This is a genomic window from Nocardia arthritidis NBRC 100137 (assembly GCF_001612765.1).
In the GTDB taxonomy this organism is placed as follows: domain Bacteria; phylum Actinomycetota; class Actinomycetes; order Mycobacteriales; family Mycobacteriaceae; genus Nocardia; species Nocardia arthritidis.
Window position 1 is genome coordinate 1 of the sequence record NZ_BDBB01000100.1, and the last position, 789, is coordinate 789.

The following is a 789-nucleotide window of genomic DNA, read 5'->3' on the forward strand; positions in this document are numbered from 1 at the left end:
GGATGCTCCTATGGATGTCAAGGAGCGGGTTGAGGGCTGTCTGTGGTGATGAGCTGGTAGAGCTCGCGGGCGACGTATCGTTTGAGACAGCGGATGATTTCTTTCTTGGACATGCCTTCTTTGGTGCGTCGTTCGGCGTAGGCGCGGCTGCGCGGGTCCCAACGCAGGCGGCAGAGCACGACGCGGTAGAGCGCGGCGTTGGCGTGACGGTCGCCGCCGCGGTTGAGTCGGTGCCGGTGGGTCTTGCCCGAGGACGCGGGAATCGGAGCGACGCCGCAGAGCATCGCGAACGCGGCCTCCGACCGGATGCGGTCGTGGTTCTGCCCGGCGGTGACCAGCAGTTGACCGGCGGTGTCGGTGCCGACACCGTGGGCGGCGACCAGCTTCGGGTTGATGGCGGCCACCAGCGGAGCGAGTAGTTCGTCGAGTTCGGTGATCTCGGTCGAGAGCTGCTGGTGACGCCGTGCCAGGCAGCGCAACGCGATCTTGGTGGCGGTGAGTGGGGTTGCGGCGTCGGTGTGGTCGGGTTCCAAGCCCGCGCACGTGGCGATCAGTGCGCTCACCGCCAGCCCACGCAACTGCTGGCGTAACTCGTCGGGGGCGGTGACGATCAGCGTCTTGATGCGGCGTTGAGCGTCTGCACGCTGGTCGACCGCAGACCGGCGCGCGACGCGAAGATTGCGCAGCGCTTCGACGCGGCCGTCGCGTTGTTTCGGTGTGCCGGTCCGGTGCTCAGCCAATGCCGTCCTCGCCGCCTGGATGGCGTCGATCGGATCGGACTTTCCCTGG

General features: G+C 67.3%; 1 protein-coding gene. It reads right to left on the minus strand.

What is annotated here, in order from left to right; translation table 11 throughout:
• Window positions 1-17 precede the first annotated feature (17 nt).
• Window positions 18-789: transposase (locus tag NA8_RS32225; protein WP_157107048.1), on the minus strand; the 772-nt coding region annotated here is incomplete at its 5' end.